Genomic DNA, 21,219 nt, shown 5'->3' on the forward strand with positions numbered 1-21,219 from the left:
CACTCAGAAGCGGCCCGTGTCCACGTCCTGGATGAAGCGGATGAGCCCCGTGAAGTACGTCCGCTGATCGTCATACATGGACATGTGGCTGCCCTGGGGGCAGTCCAGGTAACGGCCCCGCCGCACCTGGCTCGCCATCCACTCCATGTGCTTGGGATCCATGGTGTCGTACCGCCCCCCGATGGTGAGCGTGGGCACGGTGATGGCCGGCAGGTCCTTCGTCCGGTCCCACTTCTCGAGGATGCCGCTCGCGCCCATCTCGCTCGGGCCCTGCATGGGCACGTAGACCTTCTGATTGCTGTGCGAGAAGGCGCGCGACGCCGGCTCGGGCCACTGGGCCGACGGCATGCGCAGGATGTGGTGCTCGTAGAAGTTCGGCACCAACAGCTCCATGTAGCGCGGATTCGCGTAGTCCTTCGCCGCCTCGAGCGCCTGCACCTCGGCGAGCACCTTCGGGTCCATCTGGGGCATCAGCACGTTCTTCGCGTACTCGTTGTACGCGGGGATGCTCGCCATCATGTTGGAGATGATGAGGCCCTTGAGGTGCTGCTGGTACTTGAGCGCGTACTCGATGGCGAGGATGCCTCCCCACGAATGGCCCAGCAGGTAGAAGTTGTCGCGGCCGAGGCCGAGCGCCTGGCGCACCTGCTCGACTTCCTCGACGAAGTGCTCCGTGCCGAGCAGCGCCGCCAGCTTCGCGTCGTCGGGCTGGTCGCTGCGGAACGAGCCGAGCTGGTCGTAGTAGTAGTACTCGATGCTCGCGCCCGGGAAGTAGCTGTCCGCGGCCTCGAAGTACTCGCTCGTGTTGCCAGGGCCGCCGTGCAGCAGCAGCAGCTTGATGGTGGGGTTGTTCCCCACGCGCTTCGTCCAGACGTGGAATTTGCCCTGCGAGGTGGAGATCTCGATGCGCCGCGCGCCGCCGCTCAGCACATCCGGGCGCCCGCTCGAGTCGAAGTAGCGGGAGCTGGCGGGAGCTTGCGCCGCGCACGCCTGGAGCAGGAGGAGCGCACCGACCGCGAGCAGCCCAGAAGCATTCATCTTCATGTCAGGAGGATCCCGGGGGAGAGGGCGGCGGACGTCGGGCCCGCCGCGCGGGGCAGCGTACACCCGGCGGTGGGGGGAGTGGACCCAGCACGGCCCCCGGCCGGCCCCGGGCCGCCGCTATCGCCGGGCACGCTTCGCGGCGGGAGCGCTCGGGCCCGGTGACGCGGCCAAGACCTCGGGAAGCGCCGCGAAGGTCTCGTCGACATAGTCCGGCAGACGCCGGGACCCATCCTCCGCCCATCAACCGTCTCCGTGGATTCGTCACCCGTGCGTCAGACCCGGTGGAACGCGCTCTCCACGAGGCCTCGACTTCGAGAGAATGGGAGCAGCCCGCTCCAGGCACGTACATTGCGAGGGGCGTCTCCACACCGTGTTCCAAGGAATCCAATCCATGCCTTCGTCGTTCCCCGCCCCCGCTCCGAAGCGCTCGTCCCAGCGTCCTGGTGCGCTCAAGCGCTTGTCCTGGTTGGCCTCGCTCGGACTGGGGCTCGCCGCCGCCAGCTGCGGTCCCACCGAGGACGACAAACCCACCCCCCCCGACCCCGACTACACGCACCCGCTGGCCGAGAACACCCCCATCTGCGGGCGGTCCGACTTCAACGAGATGTTCCCCTACTCCATCCGCTCCACGACCCTTCCGGTGCTCGTGCACTACTACAAGGAGAGCGAGCGGGAGACGGCCCAGCAGGTGCTCGGATTCGTCGAGAAGGGCTGGGACTACCACGTCAACCAGCTCGGCATGCGCCCGGCCATCACCGATGCCGGAGAGTGCGGGCCCGATGAGGCCTTCGACGTGTTCGTGTGGAAGGGGCACCGCAGCTGCCTCGTCAACGTCCTCTCCGGCGAGCCCACCACGGCGTGGGATGACCGGCGCGGCTACATGATCGTCGACCCGTGGGGCCCCTATGGCGGGGTCGAGCTCGAGGAGACCGTCGTCCATGAGATGGCGCATGCCTCGCAGGCCGCGGACGACTGGTACGAGTCCCCCATCACCTTCGAGATGTCCGCGGTCTTCACGGATCAGGTGTACGCCAACCGCTACATCAAGACCTATTTCGATGACTTCCAGGCCCACCCCGACTGGGCGCTCGACTACTACGACGAGTACGAGACCTGGTACATGTATGGCTCATCCATGTACCTGCTCTACCTGAAGGATCGTTTCTTCGGGGGAGACGCGCGCTTCCTCTCGAGCATGTGGCTGAAGTCGCGCAACCCGCCGGGCGCGGGAGAGGATCAGACGCTCAACGATCCAGACTTCGCCGATGCGCTCGACGAGCTGCTGGCCAGCCACGGCTCGAGCTACGTGCAGAGCGTCCCCGAGTTCTCGCGCTGGCGCTGGTATACGGGCGACCACGTGGACGACAACCACTTCCGTCACTTCAAGGACGGACTGGAGAACCTCAAGGCGGCCAGGCTCACACTGGCGGCCCAGCAGGAGGCCAAACCGGGGAAGATCGACATCGGCGAGAACGCGCCGATGATGCTCGGCACGAGCTACCTCGAGCTGTCGGCCGGCGCGGGCACCCCGGGCACGCTCTATGTGTCGCTCGAGGCCCCCAGCGATGCGTCGCGCCGCTTCATCGTCCAGGCCGTGCCCGGACTGACGCCGGGCTCCGATGGCGAGGTGTTGGATCTCTCCACGGGCCCCAAGGAGCTGAAGTTCGCGGCGGATCAGAAGCGCACCCTCATCGTGACCGTCGTGCCCACGGGCGATTACGACCCTGATCTGCGGACCGCGGATCGCCATCCCTTCTCGATCGTCCTCGCGGATTACCCGTAGGCCCGGGCATGGGACGGCCCTCGTGAGTTCACGAGGGCCGGCTCGTGCGCCCGATGACAAAACCCCTCCCCTCGGCATGAGGCGCGAAGCGAGAAGTGTCAGGCAGGGGAGGAGGCGTCAGCGTGAAGTCGCAGGCCCTCTGACGGCGGCCAGGCGGGGAGGATCACGGATTCAACTCTTCCGAGGCATTTCGTCTTGCTCGGGACGGCCTCGGAGTCTTATCGCTGATACATGGCTCGAGGGAGTGAAATGCCGGAGCGGTCGGCCGCCCGTCGTGGCGCCAGCCGCGCGACGCACCGGTCCGAGGGAGCAAGCCCGGAATGAGCCACGAGCCTTCCGGCGATCTCTTCGCTTCGAGTGGCGAGATGAGCGCGTTCCTCCGGAACGTGGACTGGGCGCGAACGCCGCTCGGTCCGGTGGGTCAATGGCCGCAGCTGCTGCGCACCTCCGTGAGCATCTGTCTCAGTCAGCGCCTTCCCACCCTCGTCTTGTGGGGGCCAGAGTGCGTCCTGCTCTACAACCAGGGCTACATCCCCATCCTCCAGATGAAGCACCCCTGGGCGATCGGCAAATCCTTTCGCGACGTCTGGCCAGAGGTCTGGGATGTCCTGGGCGCGCAGCTCCGGGAAGTGGTCTCCACGAAAGTCGCCTCCTGGTCGGAAGAGCTTCCGCTCCAGCTCCACCGCAAGGGGTTCCTGGAAGAGACCTATTTCACCTTCTCGTTCGCGCCCCTGCTCGATGAGGAGGGGCGGATCAGTGGCATCTTCTGCTCGGGGACCGAGACCACCCAGTATGTGCTCGCCGAGCGCCGGCTGCGAACCTCGCGGGAGCTGGGAGAGGCCGCGCTGGGCGCGAAGACGGTGGAGGAGGCGTGCGCCGCGATCGCTCGCTCGCTCAGCCGCAACACCGCGGACGTGCCGTTCTCGGCGCTCTACCTGACGACAGAGGATCAGACGCAGGCCCGGCTCGTGGGCACCTCGGGCCTCCTGGTGGGACAACCCCAGGGCCCCGCCCGGATCTCCTTGGGTGACGAGAACGCGCCCTGGCCCCTGGCCAAGGTCGCACGGACGGGCACCACGGAACTCGTCGAGCTGTCGCCGGGGCCCGCGCGGTCCGCGCTCGTGTTGCCCCTCCTTCGCGCGGGACAGGCGCGCCCCTGTGGCTTCCTGGTCGCCGGCCTGAATCCGCTCTGCGCGCTCGACGAGCACTACCGGTCCTTCCTCGAGCTCGCCGCGGGGCAGATCGCCGTCGCGGTGGCGAGTGCCCGCGCCTACGAGGAGGAGCGCCAGCGCGCCGAGGCCCTGCTGGAGCTGGATCGGGCCAAGACGGTCTTCTTCAGCAATGTGTCCCATGAGTTCCGCACGCCCCTGACGCTGATGCTCGGGCCGCTCGAGGACGCGCGCTCCTCCGAGGAGCAGGCGCTTCGAGGCGAGTCCCTCAACGTCGTCATTCGCAACAGCGAGCGCCTGCTGCGGTTGGTCAACAACCTGCTCGACTTCTCGCGCATCGAGGCGGGACGCGCCGACGCGCACTACCAGCCCACCGCGCTCGATGCCCTCACGGCGGAGCTGGTCAGCGGCTTCCGGTCCGCCACGGAGCGCGCCGGGCTGAGGCTCGTCGTGGATTGCCCTCCCCTGTCCGAGCCCGTCTATGTCGACCGGGGCCAGTGGGAGATGATCGTCCTCAACCTGGTGTCGAATGCCTTCAAGTTCACCTTCGAGGGCGGCATCACCGTGCGGCTGCGCGAAGAGGAGCGGCACGTCCTGCTCGAGGTGGAGGACACGGGGACGGGCATTCCAGCGCACGAGCTGCCCCACGTCTTCGAGCGGTTCCACCGCGTGCGAGACGCCCGGGCCCGCTCCATCGAGGGGAGTGGTATCGGGCTGGCGCTCGTGCGGGAGCTGGTGAAGCTCCACGCGGGGACGATCTCGGTGGACAGTCAGGTGGGCCGGGGCACCCGGTTCACGGTGTGCCTCCCCCGGGGCTCGGCGCATCTCCCGAAGGAGCGGCTCCAGGAGGAGCCGCCGCGGACATCCACCGCGACGGAGGCCAGGCTCTACGCCCAGGAGGCGCTCCGGTGGTTGCCCGAGGTCATGGAGGAGGAGGCGACGCTTCCCCTCCCCCAGGCCCCGCCCCTCTCCCCGTCCCCGCGGGAACCTCCTTCCGGCCGGGTGCTCGTCGTCGACGACAACGCGGACATGCGCGACTACCTGCGCCGCATCCTCGCTCCCCACTTCGAGGTCCAGCAGGCGGTGGACGGGCTCACCGCGCTCGAGGCCGCGCGCGAGCAGCACCCGGACCTCATCGTCAGCGACGTGATGATGCCCGGCCTGGATGGGCTGGGGTTGCTCCGACGGCTCCGCGAGGATCCGGACCTGCGCGCCATCCCCGTCCTCCTGCTGTCCGCCCAGGCCGGTCCCGAAGCCGCCGTGAGCGGACTCGACGCGGGGGCGGATGACTACCTGGTGAAGCCGTTCTGCGCCCGGGAGCTGCTCGCCCGGGTGCGCTCCAACCTCGAGCTCGCGAGGATGCGCCGGGAGCTCTTCCGCCACGAGGCGCTCGAGGCCGGTCTCCGGGAAGCCGTGCACGCCCGGGACGAGTTCCTCTCCGTGGCCAGCCACGAGCTGAAGACGCCCCTGACCCGCTTCCGCCTTCAATTGGAGCTCGTGGCGCGAAGCCTGAGCGAGGAGAGCCGGGAGCGCATCGGGGCGCGGCTCGACACGGCCAGCCAGGCCGTGGGCAACCTGGCCGCGCTGGTCGAAACGCTCCTGGATGTGTCGAGGATCAACACCGGCCAGCTCCACCTGCGCTTCCACGACGTGGACCTGGGGGTGCTCGTGGCCGAGGCCGTCGAGGACGCGAGGGACGAGGCCGAGCGCGCGGGCTGCACCCTCGACTCGCGGGGGAATGCCTCCCTCGTGGCGAGGTGTGATCGCACGCGCATCCGCCAGGTCATCGACAACCTGCTGTCCAACGCCGTGAAGTTCGGAAGGGGCAAGCCGGTGGAGGTGCACCTCGAGGCGGAGGGGGGCATCGCCCGGGTGAGCGTGATCGACCACGGCATCGGCATCGATCCACGGGACCGCTCCCGCATCTTCGAGCGCTTCGAGCGCGCGGTCTCCTCACGCCATTACGGTGGCTTCGGACTGGGGCTGTGGATCGCCCGGCAGGTGGTGGAGGCCCACCGCGGTGACATCACGGTCACCTCGACGCCCGGCGGCGGCTCCACCTTCACCCTGGAGCTGCCGCTCGAGGCCACCGCGGTGCTGGAAACGGGCGCCGGGTACGAGTCGCCGTGAGGGCCTCGGGCCGCGGGGGCGTGCCCTACCCGCCCAGGAACCCCTCCAGGACTCCGGCGACATTGGTGCCGATCTCCTCCACCGCGTAGCCGCCTTCCTGCACGAAGACGGTGGGCACCTTCAGCCCGGCCAGGCGCCTCCCCATCAGCGGGAAGTGCTCCGTGGCGAGCTTGAAGGCGCTGATCGGATCACCCTCGTAGGTATCCACGCCGAGCGACACCACGAGCGCATCCGGCGCGAACCCACCCATGACATCCAGCGCCGCGCCCAGGGCGGTGCCGTACTCCGTCCAGGTGGAGCCGCGCGGCAGGGGGAAGTTGCGGGTGTACCCCTCACCGGCGCCCTCGCCCCGCTCGTCGGCGTAGCCGAGGAAGTAGGGGTACTCGGTCTCCGGGGTGGCGTGGATGGACACGAACAGCACGTCGGAGCGCTCCCAGAAGATGTCCTGGGTGCCATTGCCGTGGTGATAGTCCACGTCCAACACCGCCACCCGGCCGAAGCCCTGATCCCTCAGGTGCTGCGCCGCCAGGGCCGCGTTGTTGAGGAAGCAGTAGCCGCCATAGACGGAGCGGGCGGCATGGTGTCCAGGAGGACGGCACAGGGCATAGGCGCTCTTGTCGCCCTCTGCGACCCACGCGGCGGCCGTCAGGGCGCACCGCGCGGCGGCGAGCGCGGCGTCCCAGGTGCCCTCGACGATGGGCGTGCTGGCATCGAAGGCGTAGTAGCCCATCCTGCCGTTGATGCCGGAGGGGATGTGATCCCGTCGCAGGGCGCGGGCGGGAAAGCCGCTCGGCAACATGAAGCCCTCCTTGCCGGCGGCCCGCCACTCGGCGTGGGCGGTGCGCAGGAACTCGACGAAGCCGGCGTCGTGGACGCGCAGCAGCGACTCCTGCGGGAACGGGCGCGGCTCGAGCACCTCGAAGCCGGCGCGTCGCACCGCCGCCAGGATGTAGTCGGCGCGCACTGGCATCTCGAAGCACGGCACCAGCTCGCCGCGATGCAGTTCCTTGCCCCCATCGTGGCGGGCATGCAGGGGGGAATGAGCGACTTTCATCGGAGGACCTCCAGGGCCGAAGGCTGACGGGTTTGCCCCGTCCCTGGCAAGCCCACGTGTCCCGGCTCCTCCGCCCGCTCCCTCCCCTCACCCGGCTCACGCGCGGGCTACGGCGTGAACTGGGCCTTGCCGGGGAACGTCTTGTCGGCCTGGATGCTCGGCAGGGAGTCCTCGAGCACCTGCCCGTTCGAGGCCGTCACCCGGACACGGAGGGTGCCCGTGCCCATCCCCGAGGCCTGCACGAAGTAGTTGTAGCTCAGGCGCGGGACCTCCACCCACTTGCCGTTGCTCATGTACTCCAGCTTCTTGACGGGCAGGGCGTGGTTGCGCACCTGGATGGCCGTCCAATACTGGCTGCTGCCCGTCTTGAAGCGGTACTGGATGGGGCCCGTCACGGGGCACGAGACGAAGCGCCATTTCACGGCCACGCGGCCATCGATGGGCTTGGCGATCTTCGCGAAGGCCTCGCGGCTGAGATCCAGATGGCCCGCGGTGGTGCACCCGGGGCAGACATCCACGATGCGCACCCGCACCGTGCCAAGCGGCCCCTGCACCTCGGCGCACGAGCCACACGCCCCGCTGTTCTGGTACTCGCCCTGGGCGATGGCGGCCACGTCCAGGTCCTGCGGGCTCGCGTCGAAGCTGCAAGCGCCCGCGCCGGTCGCGTCGTAGTAGGTGATGATGCCATCCTTGAAGTTGCCGATCGGAGTCGAGGCCAGGGCGTCCACGGTGCTCGAGGACACGTCTTCCGTGCTCGGTTCGACATTCGACTCGGGCCCGCAGGCGGCGAGCGACAGCATCAGGGCGACGACGGACAAGCGAGCAAGGGGCAAGGTGGTTCTGTGCATGCGTTGTGCTCCGGGAGTGAAGGGGTGGCGCCGCTGGAACACCCCTGCCACTCACGAAACTTCCACCCCCAGGACACGCACGCTCTCAACCGGACAGCCGCTCGGGACGCCGTGTCGCCCTGGTGACGCCAGGAAAAGAAGGCGCTCGCCGGCGCCTTGGAGTTCATCCGGCGAGCACCCCGCCCCCGTTGTCATCAGTTCGTGGCCGCGTCGGACTGGAGGTCGAACGAGCCGCTCACGGTGTTGACTTCCACCGCGCTCCCGCCGTTGCCATAGCGCCGCTCGATGGAGCCCAGGGACACCCCGGAGCCGTTGAAGCGGCCTCCCACCGAGGAGAACTCCACCTGAGCGCCCGCGTCGCGCGGCAGCTTCAGCTTCACGTTACCGGACACGGTGCTCACCTCGGTGTCCTCGAGGTCGTCGGGCCGCAGGTCCACGCCTCCGCCCACCGTGGTCACCTCCAGATGTCCACGCGAGCCGAGCAGGGACACGTCACCGTTGACCGTGGTCACTTCCTGTGAGCCCGCCACCCCCGTCACCTTCACCGGAGCGCCCACCGTGCTCACCTCCAGCTCGGAGCCCCGCGGGAGCTTCACCACGAGGTGCACGGGGGCCGGATTGTCGCAGCGGGACGCACGCCGCTCCTCGCAGGGGCCACAGCATACCGACACGCTCACCTCGTCCCCGTCATGCTCCACGTCGAGGAAGGGCTTCACGTCCACCCCATCCTCCCCCCGAGCCTCCACCGAGACCGTCTGGCCCTCCACGGCCTCCACCTGGATGGAGCCGTTGATGGCGCTGAGGCTCACCTCGGGAGTGGCCCCCGCGTCGAACCGCCAGGACGCGGGAGCGGGAGCGGAGGCCAGGACGACGATCAGGGCGGTGGAGAGCATGGGAGCGTTCCTCGGAGGGCAACAGCGGGTTCCCCTCCCCCTACGCTCCGGTGCTCCGGTGATTTCATTCGCCTCGCGCCACGCGCCGGTACAGCGCGTCATGCCGGCGCACCATCCGCGTCAGCGACAGCTCCCGCTCCACGAAGGCGCGCGCCTGGGCCCCCATGCGCCGGCCCCTCTCCCGGTCCACGAGCAACTGGAGGAACGCCTTGCCCAGCGCCTCTGGCCGCAGGGGCGGCACCACCAGACCCCGCTCGCCATCCGCCACCAGCTCCGGGTTGCCGCCCACGTTCGTCACCACCATGGGCAGCCCCGCGGCCATGCCCTCCATCACCGCGTTGGACATGCCCTCGGCGCTGGAGCACAGCACGCCGAAGTCCGCGCGCTCGTAGATGGCGGGCACGTCCCCGCGGTGCTTCAGGAAGTGCACGGTGTCCGAGAGGCCCAGCGTCCCCGCGAGCTTCTCCATCTCCGGCCGCCGCGGCCCGTCCCCCACGAGGAAGGCATGCAGCGTGCGCCCCGCGCGCCGCACCTCCGCCAGGGCCCGCAGGAGATCCTCCTGCCGCTTCACCGGGTGGTTCATGTTCGCCACGTGCACCACCACGGGCGCCCCGTGCGTGTCCGGCAGCGGCGCCTGGAGTCCCGCGCGCCGGCGCTGGTCGAAGCGCACGATGTCCAGGCCATTGGGGATGACCGTGATCTTCTCTGGCGAGAGGCCCTCCTGCTTCACGAGCATCTCGCGGATGGCCTCCGCGTTGCCCACCACGTGGTCCGCCATGTGGGTGAGTCTTCGCAACAGAGCCCGCCTCACCTTGCCGTGCCAGTGCGCCAGGTCCAACCGGCCGACGATCACCTTCGTCCCCGCGAGCTTCGCCGCCGGCACCGCCAGCACCGTCGCGTAGAAGTCGTGCACGTGGACGAGCTCCACCCGCTCCTGCTTGAGCCAGCGCGCCATGCGCAGCACCTGGGCGAGCGTGTTGGGCCGGGCGAGCGAGCCGCGCAGGGAGAACTCCTCCGGGGTGATGCCCATCTTGCGGATGGGCTCCATCAGCGGCCCCACGGCATCCAGCACGGACACCTGCACGCGGTAGCTGGCGGGCAGGCCGCGCAACAGCTCCACCACCTGCACCTCGGTGCCACCGAAGTAGAAGGACTTGGTGAACTGCACCAGGCGCAGAGGCGCTTGCGCCATCCGCGTCTCCTCACGCCGCATGGTTCGAGCCCTCCCATCCCGGTACCACCGTCTGCTTCACGTCGCGCTCCGTCTCCTTCACCGCGTACGCCTGGGCGATGCGATGCGCGCTCGCCGCCAGCCCGAAGAGCACATACAGGTGCGCCGAGAGGATGTAGCCGGAGAACATGTCGCAGATGAGGTAGCCCGTCATCGCCGCCGCCAGTCCTCGCGCCATCCATCCCATGCGGGGATCCCTCGAGGCCTCGAAGGCGCCGCCCGTGGAGCTCCCGGCGAACACCAGGAAGAAGAACAGGCCCACCCAGCCCAGCTCACCGATGACGTCCAGGAAGATGTTGTGCGCCACGTAGGCCCGCGTGGCCTGGGGCGGCGCGTAGTCGAACCAGGCGTGGCGGAAGGCGCCCGCGCCCACTCCGAGCAACGGCTTGTCCAGGCTCATGCGCGACGTCACCTGCCAGGCGTACACACGGCCCATCGCCGAGGCGTCCTGGTGCAGCTCCGCCACCGTCTCGTTGCGCTCCCAGAAGCTCTTGGGCGCGAACACCGCCAGACCAATGGCCAGCGCGATGCCGAGCATCACCGAGCGCATCTTCTTCTTCTCGCGCAGCGCCCACACCGCCATGGCCACCGTCAGGCCGATGAAGCCACCGCGCGAGTAGGTGAACACGATGGCCACCGCCGCCAGGATGATGGCCAGCAGCGACAGCGAGCGCATCACCCAGCCGCTCTCCTTGCGCGCCAGGAAGGCCACCGCCAGCGGCACGATGATGCCGATGTTCATGGCCGAGCGGTTGGGGTCCGCGTACACCTCGGCCCAGTGCGCCCGGTAGCCCTCCACCAGCGTCTCCGGCGTGCCGGTGAAGTGCGAGTCGATGACGCCATAGCTCGTCACGATCGAACCCAGCACCATGGCGCCACACACGGCCGCCAGCCGCCGGGGCGTCGTGATGACGTTCACCAGCGTCAGGTAGATCGCCGTGAGCTTGAGCAGCTCGATGGCGGTGGCGCGCGACACCTCCGGGTTCACCGACCACGACATCGAGGCCAGCGCCAACACCGAGAACGCCAGCAGCGCCCCGCCTCGGATTCCATCGAAATACAGGGGCTCGGCTCGCCCCAGTCTCCGCAAGGCCATCAGCCCCGCGGCCAACCCCGACGCCAACAGCGCCAGCCGCAAGGGGGCCAGCACGGGAAACCACACCTGCGGCAGCATGTACATCAGCGCCGCGAAGGTGGTCAGTGCGTAGAACGCCACCACGTCCCGGCGTTCCGCTTTATCGCCCAGCTCCATCCGGACCCTCCTCCCACGTCCCGTCGCCGCATGCGCGGACCGGGCCACCCCAGGGCGTTAGCAGGCGATATGCCAACGGCCCTGGAGGGCAAATCCCAGTGGATCCAAGGATTTACCGTGGAGGTCCTCAGACCGCAGGGCGGGAAGCGGGAAGAATTACCGGCGTTTCACTCCATGGGCAGAAGAAGGGAGGCAATGGCGCTGAGCTTTCCCTCCTGGAGAAACACGGCGCCCATCTCCTCCAGCAGCCGGGCGAGGACGGCGTTCACCTGACGACGAAGCTCGGGCCGGGAGGCCTCGGGCACCGCGGGCTCCAGCACCGCCAGGGCCCGCTCCGCCACGCCCGGCTTGAGCCGGGGCGCGTCCGGCGTGCCCTCGAAGAGCAGCGCGCCGAGCGTCTGCCGGCCCTCGCGCGGCAGGGGGCGGGGATCCACCCGGCCCTCCAGGAGGGCGATGGCCACGGCGGCCGCGAGCAAGCGCTCCATCCCCAACTCCTGGGGCGCGTCGGCGAAGCGGGACAGCCGCTCCCGGGCGGTCTGGGCCGAGCCCCCGAGCAGCGCGCCCAGCAGCGGCACCTGCGCCTCGGCCCGGGCGAGCACCTCCTCGCTGGCGGCCAGCTCGCGCCGCGAGCGGAAGGGCACCGGCTCGGCCCCGGGCACCTTCAGGGTGCGCCGTGGACGCTTGCGGCGCAGCGCCTCCACGGCGGCGGCCTCCTCGGCGAAGAGCAGCGGCACGCCCTCCACCTTCGTGAAGGGCTCCTTCATCAACCGGTCCGCGCGGAACTTGAGCGCGAGCGTCAGGGAGAAGCCCACCTGGAAGATGCGTTTGATTTCCGTGTCGCGCACCACCTGCGCGGCGCGCGCGGGATCTCCCCCGGTGAGGTGCTCCAGGGCGAGCAGCAGGTAGTCCCGGGCCATCTCGCCCACGCGCCGGATGGCGTCCAGGTCCCCCGGCTCCTCCACCTCGGCCACGAGCGTGGCGTTGGCGAGGTAGCGCAGCTCCGCCTCCAGGTTCTCGCGCTCGCGCTCGTCCAGCTCGCGGAAGGCGGCCTCCAGGTAGTCGGGCTGCTCGCGCGTGCTGGCGAGCGCGGCGCTCGCGGCCGGAGTGGGCGCGGGCCCGGTGTCCACGCGGCTGAAGAGCTGCACGGCCTCGTCCAGCGGTGGGAAGCCCAGGTCCTGCAACCGCGCCGAGCGGAAGCGGTAGGCCACCTCCTCCAGCTCCCCGGGCACCTCCCAGCGCGTGGCCTCCAGGAAGCGCACCGCCTCGAAGGGGTTGTCCGCGATGAGATCGTTGAGCAGCACGCGCAGCGCCGCCAGCTCCGCGCCCTCCACGCCCTTGAACTCGATGAGATAGCGCCCCTCGGGCGTCTCCATCGTCACGCCCGCCGGGTTCACGTCCGGGTCCTCCTCCAGATCGTGGATGACGGTGAACTCGCGCACGAGCATCTCCAGGACCTCGGCGTCCAGGGAGCGCACCTTCTTGAGGAAGTCCTCGGCGGAGTCCCCGCGCGCGGCGCGCAGCCAGTTGAGGGTGCCGAGTGGATCGAGCGTGTCGCGCTTCCACGAGCCCAGGTCCACGAAAGTGCGGAACTGCTCGGGCGAGGTGAGCTGGACGAGGTCCACCGCGTCGGGCAGGCCCACCTCCATGATGGTGAAGTACAGGTCCTCCGCGGGCAGCGAGCGCACCAGGGCGCGGGCATGCTCCGATTCGACGAGGGCCTCCAGCCGCTTGCGGCCGGAGAGGGCCGCGAGCTGCCGGCGCACGGTGTTCAGCGCCTTGCTTCCGCTATTGCCATTCGACATGGCGCCGTGCCTACCACGGTTCCCCCCGGCCCTTCAGCCCTTCACTTCACACTGTCCAGCAGGGCGCCCCACACCTCGTCCAGGCCCAGCTTGTCCGTGGCCGAGAAGGGCAGCACCGCCTCGCGCGGCAGGCTGAGCTGCTCGGCGAGCGCGGTGAGGCGCGGCTTGCGGCGCGCCTTGGGCAGGCGGTCCATCTTCGTGGCCACCACGAGGATGCGCCGGTAGTTCTGCAGGTAGTCGAGCGTCTGGAAGTCGTCCGGGGTGGGGCCCACCTCGGCGTCGATGATGCTCACCACCACCTTCAGGTCCCGGCGCTTCTCCAGGTAGGTGGTGATCATCGTCTGCCACTCGGCGCGCTCGGTCTTGCTCACCTTGGCGAAGCCGTAGCCGGGCAGGTCCGCGAAGCGCACCAGGTGCGGCTTGCCGTCGCGCTCCACGTCCACGTCGAAGAAGTTGAGCGTGCGGGTGCGGCCGGGGGTGTTGGACACGCGCACGAGCTTCTTGCGGCCCGTGAGCGCGTTGATCATGGACGACTTGCCCACGTTGGAGCGGCCCACGAAGGCCACCTCGGGGGCGAGACTCGTGGGGTAGCCCTTGGGCTCCACCGCCGTGGTGATGAAGCGGGCGTCGAGGATTTTGATCACGCTATTTCTTCTTGGCGGGCTCGGCCTGGGAAGGCTCGGCCTGGGCCGTCTTGTTGCCGGCCCGTTCGGCGGACCAGTGGTCGATCGCCTTGAGCGACTCGACGAAGTTGAAGGGCTTGAGCGAGGGGGACGAGGCGTCGTGGCAGCTGCGGCACGCCTTCTCCGAGGGGTCCACCAGGCCCACCAGCCGGGCCAGCTCCGCGTCCTTCATGACATAGGAGGGCGAGTAGTGCTGGCCGGCGCCATGACACGTCTCGCACGTGACGTGGGACACGCTCTGGCTGGCCTGGTCCGGCGCATGGCAGGACAGGCAACGCACGTCCTTCTGCTGGGTGGGCGCGAGCGAGTCCCCGGCGCGCGCATGCTTGGACTGCATCCAGGCTTCGTAGGCGGCCGGATGGCAGCCCTTGCAGCTCTCCGGGCCAAGGAAATCCGCCGCGCCGGCGGCACCGGAGAGGACGAGGACGAGCAGGAGGGTCAGGAGCCAGGGGCCACGAGCAGGCATCGCGTCCGGTCACTAGCAGACGCCTCCAAGGGGGGCAAGGCGCGGGTGGGAAACACCATGTCCCGACAGGGGGCTCGCCAACACCCGGAGCGCTTGAGGGGGCGAGGGGAGATCCGCTACATCAGGGAGGATGAAGACCCTCGTCTGCGTCGCCGTGCTCCTCGCCGCCGCGCCCGCGGTGGCCAAACCGTGGCAGGGCATCGAGCCCGGACAGACCAAGCGCGACAGCATCATCCAGAAGTTCGGGGAGCCCTCACGCGTGGTCACCAGCGAGGGCAAGGAAGTGGTCGCCTACTTCGACGAGAAGGCCATCAAGGGCACGCGCCAGGTGCAGTTCACCGTGGACGTGGGCACGCAGCACGTCGAGCGCATCTCGGTCTTTCCGGGGCCGGTGATCGACAAGGAGTCCATCGAGAGCACCTACGGCCCCGCCTGCCCCTCCTCCGGCAAGCAGCCCTCCCCGTGCTACCAGAAGAAGCTGACGGACGACTTCCGCACCTACCTCTTCTACGCCCGCCAGGGGCTGGCCGTGTTCCTCAACGAGGACGGCAAGACGGTGCAGTCGCTCACCTTCACCTCCGCGCAGGCCGCGAAGTAGGCCGCCGGTGAAGCTCTACGGACTGACGGGCGGCATCGCCTCGGGCAAGAGCACGGTGAGCCGGATGTTCCGCGAGCTGGGCGCGGAGGTGCTCGACGCGGACCTCATCGCCCGGGAGGTGGTGGAGCCGGGCACTCCCGGACTGGCGGCCGTGGCCGAGCGCTTCCCCGGCGTGGTGGGGCCCGATGGGCGCTTGGATCGGGCGGCGCTGGGCGCGCGGGTCTTCGGGGACGCCACCGAGCGCGCCGCCCTCAACGCCCTGCTGCACCCGCTCATCGGCCAGCGCTTCGTCGAGCGCACCCAGGCGCTCGCCGAGGCGGGCGTGGAGCGCGTGCTCTACGACGCCCCCCTGCTCATCGAGAACCGGCTGCACGGGGCGATGGAGGGCGTGGTGCTGGTGTGGGTGCCGCGCGAGCTGCAACGGGCCCGGCTGATGCGGCGCGATGACCTGGACGAGACCGCGGCCGAGGCCCGGCTGGCCGCCCAGCTCCCCTTGGACGGCAAGCGGGAGCACGCCACGTGGGTGGTGGATAATTCGGGCACCCTGGAAGCCACCCGGGCCCAGGTCGAGGAGGTCTGGCGCGCCGTACTCGCGCGCGGCTGAGGGCCGAGTATGCTCCGCCGCCCATGAGCGACACGCGCAAGGAAGCCAGCGGCAAGGCCCCGACGTACTTCGTCACCGGCTACCCTGGCTTCATCGGCAAACGGCTGGTCGAGCACATCGTCCGCGAGGCGCCCCAGGCCCACGTCTACGCCCTGGTGCAGCCCAAGCACTTCAAGGAAGCCCAGCAGCTCGCCGCCGGCCTGCGCGGCAAGGGCGCCACGCTGGAGCTGCTCACCGGCGACATCGTGGACATGCACCTGGGCCTGTCCGGCCAGGAGTACCAGCGGCTGTGCTCGCGGGTGACGCACATCTTCCACCTGGCCGCCGTCTTCTACATGGGCGTGCCCAAGGAGACCGCCTGGCGCGTCAACGTGGATGGCACGCGCAACATGCTGGAGCTGGCGCGCGACTGCGAACACCTCGAGCGCTTCAACCACTTCTCCACCTGCCATGTCTCCGGGGACCGGGTGGGCGTCATCGCCGAGGACGAGCTGGACTGCGGGCAGACCTTCCGCAACGTCTACGAGGAGACCAAGTTCCACGCCGAGCAGCGCCTGCAGCGCGCCGCCTCGAGCCTGCCCATCACCATCTTCCGCCCGAGCACCGTGGTGGGCGACTCGCGCACCGGGGAGATCGATCGCTTCGAGGGCCCCTACTACCTGGGCATCCTCCTGGTGACGAGCCCGCTGGTGGCCCCCATGCCCCTGCCGGGCAACGGCGTGGCCCCGCTCAACGTGGTGCCGGTGGACTACGTGGTGAGGGCCGTGTGGGCGCTGGCGCATGACGCACGCGCCGTGGGCCGCACCTTCCACCTCGTGGACCCCAACCCCATGAGCGCCCGCCGCGTCTACGAGCGCATCGCCGAGCAGTCCAACAAGAAGCTGCCGCGCTTCAACCTCTCGGCCCGGGCCGCGGACGTGGTGATGCGCCTGCCCGTGCTGGAGAAGCTCGCCCGCCCCCAGCGCACCGCGCTCGGCTACGTCAACCACCTGGCCATCTACAACTCCCACAACACCCTGGAGCTGCTGGACGGCACCGGCATCCGCTGCCCTCCCCTCTCCACCTATCTCGACCAGCTCGTCGCCTACGTGCGCGAGCAGTACCGCCAACGCCGCGAGGCGTCCTCCGAGGTGGAGGATCCCCTCGACCACCGGCCCCCCGGCTCGCGCGACGCGCCGGACGCCGATCGCTCCGGGAGCCGCTGACCATGCACCCCCTCACGCCCCGCCTCGCCCTCCTCTCCACCCTGCTCTTCGCCCCGGCCTGTCTGACGGACACGTCGCAGCCGACGCCCCCCGGCAAGAATCCCTGCGATCCCAACCCCTGCACCCAGGCGGACAAGACCACCTGCGCCAACGACAACGGCCGGGCCATCTGCCTCTGCCGCGAGGGCACGCTGCCCAGGCCCAATGGGAGCTGCGAGGTCGTCACCAGCGCCAACTGCCCCGAGCACCCCGGCGACAGCGCCGAGCCGGATGACTGTATCGCCCGGGCCGCGCCGCTCGAGGCCACGCAGCCGCGCACGCAGGGCATCGAGCCGGTGGGCGACTATGACTTCTTCCGCATCAACGCCACCGCGCGCAACGCCTACGTGCTCACCGTGACGCCGGGACCGGGCGCGCTCCTGCCCCGCGTGGACGTGTTCGATCCCGAGGGCAAGTGGATCCGCGCGCAGGATGGGAGCCCCGGCGTGCAGGTGGGCTTCAAGGCCCGCGTCAGCGCGCCCTACACCGTGCGCGTGAGCCACTCGCCGAGAGATCCCTCGCCCGCCATCGGCACCTACACCCTCCAGCTCGCCACCCCCGTGCAGGATGACTTCGGCGACATCCCGGAGGAGGCCGCGGCGCTCGTGCCCGCCCCGGCCGGCACCTCCGCCCCCCTCATCTCCGGCCGCTTCGAGTACGGACAGGACGAGGACTGGTTCTCCTTCCCCGTCGTGCGCGACGCCACCTACCGCATCGAGTTCGACACCACCCGCACCGTGCCCGCCCTGGCCGCCTTCATCCGAGAGAACGTGAAGAGCCCCTTCCTCACCCAACAGAAGTCCTTCGTGGAGTTCCAGGCGGCCTCGAGCACCACGGTGTTCATCGATCTCTACTCGGCCAACGAGGCCGCGGGCACCTACTCCTTCCGGGTGTTCGAGTACCGCTGAGCGCGGCTCAGGTGGCCTCGCTCCGGGGGGGCGGGGGGTGGATGCGCACCTGCTTCACCCGGCGCGCCGAGGCCTCCGCCACCTCGAGCACCGTGCCATCGCCCAGGGTGAAGCGCGCCCCCACCGGAGGAATGGCGCCCGCCAGGGACAGACACAGTCCGCCCAGGGTGCTCCAGTTGCCATCCTCGGGCAGCTCCAGCCGCTCCACCGCCCGGTTCACCTCCCGGATGGGCAGGGTGGCCTCCACGAGCACCGTCCCGTCCGTGTCGTACCGGATGTGCTCGGGCGGGGCCTCGCTCTCGTTGGAGATGTTGCCCACCAGCTCCTCCACCAGATCCTTCATGGTGACGAGCCCGAGCAGCCCGCCCTGCTCATCCACCACGAGGGCGAGCTGGAGCCTGCGCGCCTGCATCTGCTGGAGCGCGTCCAGGGCGCGCATCGATTCCGGAATGAAGTAGGCCGGACGCAGCACGTCCTCCAGGAGGATGAGCTGCTGCTCGAGCGCGAACGACAGCAGATCCTTGGCCACCACGTACCCGGAGATGTGATCCAGATCCCCCTCGTATACCGGCATCCGGCTGTGGCCCTGCTCCAGCAGCACCTGCCGGACCTCCTCGGGCGTGGCATGCCGCCGCAGCGCCACCACCTTCGTGCGCGGCACCATGACGTCCGTCACGGTGAGCCCCGCCAGATCGAAGGCCCGCGAGGCGATCTCCCCGGTACGCGGGTGGACGCTGCCGCTGCGGGCCGCCTCCTCCACGAGCTGCTGCAGCTCATCCGGGGACAGGCGCGACTCCGTGAAGGAGGTGCTGTCGCCGAAGAAGCGCAGCACCAGGTTGGAGCTGAAGGTGAGCAGCCACACCACGGGCTTCATCAACCGCGACAGCCCCCGCAGGGGCCGGCCGATGAGCAGCGCGTAGCGCTCGGCGTAGCGCAGGGCGAGCGACTTGGGCACCAGCTCGCCCAACACCAGGGAGAGGTAGGACACCAGGCCCACCACCAGGGCGAACGCCACGTTGTGAGCCTGGGCCGCCGGCAACCCGAGCCCTTCCAGGGGGCTACTCAAGCGCTGGGCGATGGACGCGCCGCCGAAGGCCGCCGCCGTGGAGCCCACGACGGTGATGCCAATCTGCACCGTGGCCAGGAAGCGCTCGGGGTTGTCCCGGAGCGCCTTGACCGCGAGCGCGGCGGAGCTGCGCTGCTCGATGAGTTCCTGCAGCCGTGTCTTGCGGATGGAGATGAGCGCGAGCTCCGCGCCCGCGAAGATGCCGTTGGCGAGCACGAGCAGCAGGATGATGGCGAATTCGGTAACGATGGCTTCCCTTCCTTGGGGGAAGCCTCAGTGTGCCGGAGATGAGGGCGCGGTGTGGACGAACTTGAGGAAGTGACGTCCCTCCCACACGGCGTCAGCGGGGCCCGAGGGTGATGATGTCCTGATCCAACAACTGGACCAGCACACGCATCGTCTCCATTCGGGACATGCCTGATACGGAGAAGAGCGCCTCATAGCTCAGGTGTCCGTCGATGCGCGACAGCAGGAAGCCCATGCGCGCATCCAGGCTGAGCTTCATCAGCTCCGCCATGCGCAGCTTCAGCCGGGGCACCTGCTTCACGCTCCCCAGCCGCTGCTCCAGCGCGAGGCGCTGCGCCTGCTCGCACCGCGCGCGCGCGCCCTCCAACCGGGGCTCCAGCGGATCGAGCTGCTCGGCCTTGCCCACCAACTCCAGCGCGCTGGACACATCCCCGAGCGACAGCAGCTCGTCCACGCCCACCAGCAGCGTGTTCACCCCCGGGCCCTTGCGCGCCGGAGGCTCGGACGGGGCCTCTTCCGCCTGGGCCATGTCGCCCTCCGACAGGAAGGCGAGCACATCCGCGGTGATGGAAGGCAGCGAGGCGGTGCCATAGGACGGCGTCTCCTCGTCCTCCTCCAGCAGCACGACACTCACCTCGAGCTCGGGCAGAACCACCTCGGGCGGGGTGCGCTGGAAGGGGGAGACCGCACGGGCCGACATCGCGGTTGGAGTCGCCGCCAGTCCCAGAGCCGCGGATTGCGGAGCATCTCTCTTCACCGGCCACTCCCCTTCCCTCTCAATTTCTGAGGTCTTGGAATCCTACGATTCCCTGGGAATGGCGTCAACACGGACAACGGATTTTTTCACTCGGGGAGAACTCTTTTTCTCTCCGGTGGAAGAGGCGCCGGAGGGGCGCGCGTCCTCGAGGGAAGCGCGCCCCGCTCCGGGCCGCGAGCGGCTCAGGGCTTGAGGGCCCGCTCGAGGATGCGCACGCCGTGGTCGAGATCGTCGTGGGACACGGTGTAGGCGGGGGCGAAGCGCAGCGTCTTCTCGCCCGCGGCGTTGAGGAGCACACCGAGCTCCCGGCACCTGGCGATGATGGGGGCGGCGTCCTGGAACAGCTCCACACCGATGAGCAGGCCCTGGCCGCGCGCCTCCTTGATGATGGTGGGCAGGCGGCGCTGCAGCTCGCGCAGGCGGCCGAGGAAGTACTCGCCCTTCTGCGTCACGTCGCGCAGCAGCTGGGGCTCGGTCACCTTGCGCGCCACCACGTTGGCGGCGACGGCGGCGATGAGGTTGCCACCGAACGTGGAGCCGTGGGTGCCCGCCGTGAGGCTCTTGCCGGCCTCCTCGGAGCACAGCATGGCGCCAATGGGCATGCCGTTGCCGAGCGACTTGGCCAGGCTGATGGCGTCCGGGAGGAGGTCCTCGTGCTGGAAGGCGAAGACCTTGCCGGTGCGGCCCATGCCGGTCTGGATCTCATCGATCATCAGCAGCAGGCCGTGCTCGTCGCACAGGGCGCGCAGGGCCTTGAGGAAGCCCGGAGGCGCCGCGCGCACCCCACCCTCGCCCTGGATGGGCTCCACGAGGATGGCGGCGGTCCGCGGGCTCACCGCCTTGCGCACCGCCTCGAGGTCCCCATAGGGCACGTGCGTGAAGCCCTGGGGCAGCGGCTCGAAGCCCTTCTGGTACTTCACCTGGCCCGTGGCGGTGACCGTGGCGAGCGTGCGCCCGTGGAAGGAGTTCTCGAACGTGATGACTTCGTGGCGCTCGGTCTGGCCGCGGTCCTTCTGGACCTTGCGCGCCAGCTTGATGAGCGCCTCGTTGGCCTCGGCCCCCGAGTTACAGAAGAAGGCGCGCGCCAGGCCCGAGGCGGTGGTGAGCCGGGCGGCCAGCTCGATCTGCGGCTCCGTGTAGAAGACGTTGGACACGTGCCACAGCTTGTCGAGCTGCCCGCGCACCGCGGCGACCACCTCGGGGTGGCAGTGGCCGAGCCCGCACGTGGCGATGCCCCCGAGCAGATCCAGATACTCGCGCCCGTCCGCGTCCCACACGCGCGAGCCCAACCCGCGCTCCAGGACGATCGGCTGCTGCTTGTAGTTCTGCAGCAGGTGGGCCTTGGCTTTCTCGATCCACTGTTCGTTCTTGGCCGAAGGGGAAGGCGCCTGAGGGGTGGTCTCGGTCTTGGTGGAGTTCAGCGAAGGCGTGGACGACACGG

Annotated in this window: 18 protein-coding genes; 6 read left to right on the plus strand and 12 right to left on the minus strand. The window is 69.5% G+C overall.

Annotation, left to right across the window (positions count from 1 at the left end):
* Window positions 1-3: 3 nt before the first annotated feature.
* The gene (locus F0U63_RS31625; protein ID WP_395835585.1) at window positions 4-1,044 is read right to left on the minus strand and encodes a proline iminopeptidase-family hydrolase; all 1,041 of its coding nucleotides are present in this window, start codon (window positions 1,042-1,044) and stop codon (window positions 4-6) included.
* A 391-nt stretch (window positions 1,045-1,435) separates the two neighbouring features.
* On the opposite strand from F0U63_RS31625, the gene F0U63_RS31630 reads away from it, so the two are divergent.
* Together F0U63_RS31630 and F0U63_RS31635 are read left to right on the plus strand one after the other, a co-directional pair.
* Entirely contained in the window at window positions 1,436-2,827 is a 1,392-nt protein-coding gene (locus F0U63_RS31630) for a hypothetical protein (RefSeq protein ID WP_395835587.1), read from the plus strand.
* Between the two features lie 320 nt (window positions 2,828-3,147).
* Window positions 3,148-6,126, plus strand: a complete 2,979-nt coding sequence (locus F0U63_RS31635; protein ID WP_395835589.1) for an ATP-binding protein — start codon at window positions 3,148-3,150, stop codon at window positions 6,124-6,126.
* A 25-nt stretch (window positions 6,127-6,151) separates the two neighbouring features.
* On the opposite strand, the gene F0U63_RS31640 is transcribed toward F0U63_RS31635, so the two are convergent.
* The 8 genes from F0U63_RS31640 to F0U63_RS31675 all read right to left on the minus strand — a co-directional run bounded on the left by F0U63_RS31640 (window position 6,152) and on the right by F0U63_RS31675 (window position 14,355).
* On the minus strand, window positions 6,152-7,180 hold the full coding sequence (locus F0U63_RS31640; protein ID WP_395835591.1) for a histone deacetylase family protein: 1,029 nt from the start codon (window positions 7,178-7,180) through the stop codon (window positions 6,152-6,154).
* Window positions 7,181-7,287: 107 nt separating this feature from the next.
* Window positions 7,288-8,028, minus strand: coding sequence for an expansin EXLX1 family cellulose-binding protein (locus F0U63_RS31645; protein WP_395835593.1), 741 nt, complete (start codon window positions 8,026-8,028; stop codon window positions 7,288-7,290).
* A gap of 194 nt (window positions 8,029-8,222) precedes the next feature.
* A complete protein-coding gene (locus F0U63_RS31650) occupies window positions 8,223-8,921 on the minus strand; it encodes a DUF4097 family beta strand repeat-containing protein (protein ID WP_395835595.1) in 699 nt (232 codons plus the stop codon).
* Window positions 8,922-8,985: 64 nt separating this feature from the next.
* The gene (locus tag F0U63_RS31655) at window positions 8,986-10,134 is read right to left on the minus strand and encodes a glycosyltransferase (RefSeq protein WP_395835597.1); all 1,149 of its coding nucleotides are present in this window, start codon (window positions 10,132-10,134) and stop codon (window positions 8,986-8,988) included.
* Window positions 10,124-11,404: an O-antigen ligase family protein gene (locus F0U63_RS31660; protein WP_395835600.1), complete on the minus strand. Its 1,281-nt coding sequence runs from the start codon at window positions 11,402-11,404 to the stop codon at window positions 10,124-10,126. Before F0U63_RS31660 ends, F0U63_RS31655 begins: the two co-directional genes overlap by 11 nt.
* A gap of 167 nt (window positions 11,405-11,571) precedes the next feature.
* The gene (locus F0U63_RS31665; RefSeq protein ID WP_395835602.1) at window positions 11,572-13,206 is read right to left on the minus strand and encodes a DUF6178 family protein; all 1,635 of its coding nucleotides are present in this window, start codon (window positions 13,204-13,206) and stop codon (window positions 11,572-11,574) included.
* Window positions 13,207-13,247: 41 nt separating this feature from the next.
* Window positions 13,248-13,850 (minus strand): ribosome biogenesis GTP-binding protein YihA/YsxC, encoded by a 603-nt coding sequence (yihA, locus tag F0U63_RS31670; RefSeq protein ID WP_002627147.1) that lies wholly within the window; start codon window positions 13,848-13,850, stop codon window positions 13,248-13,250.
* A 1-nt stretch (window position 13,851) separates the two neighbouring features.
* A complete protein-coding gene (locus tag F0U63_RS31675) occupies window positions 13,852-14,355 on the minus strand; it encodes a cytochrome c3 family protein (RefSeq protein ID WP_395835604.1) in 504 nt (167 codons plus the stop codon).
* A 130-nt stretch (window positions 14,356-14,485) separates the two neighbouring features.
* Here F0U63_RS31675 and F0U63_RS31680 point away from each other — a divergent pair, with 130 nt between their 5' ends.
* Genes F0U63_RS31680 through F0U63_RS31695 form a run of 4 tightly spaced genes read left to right on the plus strand, consistent with a single transcriptional unit; the run spans window position 14,486 to window position 17,709 of the window.
* Window positions 14,486-14,953 carry a hypothetical protein gene (locus tag F0U63_RS31680; protein ID WP_395835606.1) on the plus strand — a complete coding sequence of 156 codons (468 nt, stop codon included), beginning with the start codon at window positions 14,486-14,488 and terminating at the stop codon, window positions 14,951-14,953.
* Window positions 14,954-14,960: 7 nt separating this feature from the next.
* Window positions 14,961-15,557, plus strand: a complete 597-nt coding sequence (gene coaE, locus F0U63_RS31685) for a dephospho-CoA kinase (RefSeq protein WP_395835608.1) — start codon at window positions 14,961-14,963, stop codon at window positions 15,555-15,557.
* A gap of 23 nt (window positions 15,558-15,580) precedes the next feature.
* Window positions 15,581-16,762: an SDR family oxidoreductase gene (locus F0U63_RS31690; protein ID WP_395835610.1), complete on the plus strand. Its 1,182-nt coding sequence runs from the start codon at window positions 15,581-15,583 to the stop codon at window positions 16,760-16,762.
* A gap of 2 nt (window positions 16,763-16,764) precedes the next feature.
* Complete coding sequence (locus F0U63_RS31695; protein WP_395835612.1) at window positions 16,765-17,709, plus strand: hypothetical protein; 945 nt, start codon at window positions 16,765-16,767, stop codon at window positions 17,707-17,709.
* A 7-nt stretch (window positions 17,710-17,716) separates the two neighbouring features.
* On the opposite strand, the gene F0U63_RS31700 is transcribed toward F0U63_RS31695, so the two are convergent.
* From F0U63_RS31700 to F0U63_RS31710, 3 genes are all read right to left on the minus strand, one after another.
* The gene (locus tag F0U63_RS31700; RefSeq protein ID WP_395848457.1) at window positions 17,717-18,997 is read right to left on the minus strand and encodes a hemolysin family protein; all 1,281 of its coding nucleotides are present in this window, start codon (window positions 18,995-18,997) and stop codon (window positions 17,717-17,719) included.
* Between the two features lie 118 nt (window positions 18,998-19,115).
* Window positions 19,116-19,721, minus strand: a complete 606-nt coding sequence (locus F0U63_RS31705) for a hypothetical protein (RefSeq protein WP_395835613.1) — start codon at window positions 19,719-19,721, stop codon at window positions 19,116-19,118.
* 239 nt (window positions 19,722-19,960) lie between these two features.
* On the minus strand, window positions 19,961-21,217 hold the full coding sequence (locus tag F0U63_RS31710; RefSeq protein ID WP_395835615.1) for an aspartate aminotransferase family protein: 1,257 nt from the start codon (window positions 21,215-21,217) through the stop codon (window positions 19,961-19,963).
* Window positions 21,218-21,219: the final 2 nt, after the last annotated feature.

This window comes from Cystobacter fuscus, from assembly GCF_044360685.1.
Taxonomy (GTDB): Bacteria; Myxococcota; Myxococcia; order Myxococcales; family Myxococcaceae; genus Cystobacter; species Cystobacter fuscus_C.

Excerpts from the sequence above, each read along its gene's own strand:
- F0U63_RS31645 (WP_395835593.1), bottom strand. The coding sequence starts at position 8,028 with ATGCACAGAACCACCTTGCCCCTTGCTCGCTTGTCCGTCGTCGCCCTG.
- F0U63_RS31630 (WP_395835587.1), top strand. The coding sequence starts at position 1,436 with ATGCCTTCGTCGTTCCCCGCCCCCGCTCCGAAGCGCTCGTCCCAGCGT.
- F0U63_RS31695 (WP_395835612.1), top strand. The coding sequence starts at position 16,765 with ATGCACCCCCTCACGCCCCGCCTCGCCCTCCTCTCCACCCTGCTCTTC.
- F0U63_RS31705 (WP_395835613.1), bottom strand. The coding sequence starts at position 19,721 with ATGTCGGCCCGTGCGGTCTCCCCCTTCCAGCGCACCCCGCCCGAGGTG.
- F0U63_RS31625 (WP_395835585.1), bottom strand. The coding sequence starts at position 1,044 with ATGAAGATGAATGCTTCTGGGCTGCTCGCGGTCGGTGCGCTCCTCCTG.
- F0U63_RS31690 (WP_395835610.1), top strand. The coding sequence starts at position 15,581 with ATGAGCGACACGCGCAAGGAAGCCAGCGGCAAGGCCCCGACGTACTTC.
- F0U63_RS31635 (WP_395835589.1), top strand. The coding sequence starts at position 3,148 with ATGAGCCACGAGCCTTCCGGCGATCTCTTCGCTTCGAGTGGCGAGATG.
- F0U63_RS31655 (WP_395835597.1), bottom strand. The coding sequence starts at position 10,134 with ATGCGGCGTGAGGAGACGCGGATGGCGCAAGCGCCTCTGCGCCTGGTG.
- F0U63_RS31665 (WP_395835602.1), bottom strand. The coding sequence starts at position 13,206 with ATGTCGAATGGCAATAGCGGAAGCAAGGCGCTGAACACCGTGCGCCGG.
- F0U63_RS31675 (WP_395835604.1), bottom strand. The coding sequence starts at position 14,355 with ATGCCTGCTCGTGGCCCCTGGCTCCTGACCCTCCTGCTCGTCCTCGTC.
- F0U63_RS31680 (WP_395835606.1), top strand. The coding sequence starts at position 14,486 with ATGAAGACCCTCGTCTGCGTCGCCGTGCTCCTCGCCGCCGCGCCCGCG.
- F0U63_RS31650 (WP_395835595.1), bottom strand. The coding sequence starts at position 8,921 with ATGCTCTCCACCGCCCTGATCGTCGTCCTGGCCTCCGCTCCCGCTCCC.
- F0U63_RS31660 (WP_395835600.1), bottom strand. The coding sequence starts at position 11,404 with ATGGAGCTGGGCGATAAAGCGGAACGCCGGGACGTGGTGGCGTTCTAC.
- F0U63_RS31640 (WP_395835591.1), bottom strand. The coding sequence starts at position 7,180 with ATGAAAGTCGCTCATTCCCCCCTGCATGCCCGCCACGATGGGGGCAAG.